We start from the raw sequence: 566 nt of genomic DNA, 5'->3' as shown, positions 1-566 counted from the left end.
ACGGCCGAATACCACCTTCCAGTCGCGCAGGTCCTGGATCGCCTCGGCCGCGACGGCGACCGGCACCTGTGTTTCTTCCGCCACGACTTCGACGGTGACCGGCAGGCCGGGCCGCCAAAGTCCCTTGGCGTTGGCCACCACGATGCGCGCCGTCGCGCTGCGCGTTTGTTCGCCCATCAGGGCGCTGACGTAGGCGATACGTCCCTCGGCTACGGCTTCGAACGCATTCGCCCGCACGGTCGCTTTCTGGCCCGTCGCAATCGCGGCCAGATCCTGCACGGACACGGGGGCCTCGACCCAGACCGAAGACAAATCGGACACGGTGAACAAGGCGGCATCCTCCTTGACCGATTCGCCGACCGAGACGCGCTTGTCGGTGACGACGCCGTCGATCGGCGCGCGCAACTCGTAGCGCGTCAGGCTCCCGTCGGCGCCCGGCACACTGCCCAGCGCAGTCAGCTTCTGCCGCGCGCTCTGGGCATCGATCTCGGCTTCCTGCATCGCGGCGCGCGCCTGCAGCATGTCCTGCTCCGGGGAGATCTTCTCTTCCCACAAGGTCTTCTCGC

At 67.7% G+C, this 566-nt stretch carries 1 pseudogene; it reads right to left on the bottom strand.

The features are described from left to right. Positions 1-555, bottom strand: a pseudogene (locus GO615_RS27830) (efflux transporter periplasmic adaptor subunit); the annotation flags it as partial. Positions 556-566 lie beyond the last annotated feature (11 nt).

The organism is Aromatoleum evansii, from assembly GCF_012910805.1.
Classification (GTDB): Bacteria; Pseudomonadota; Gammaproteobacteria; order Burkholderiales; family Rhodocyclaceae; genus Aromatoleum; species Aromatoleum evansii.
The sequence above is the reverse complement of the archived record's forward strand: the minus strand, read 5'-3'. Positions and strand labels throughout refer to the sequence as shown.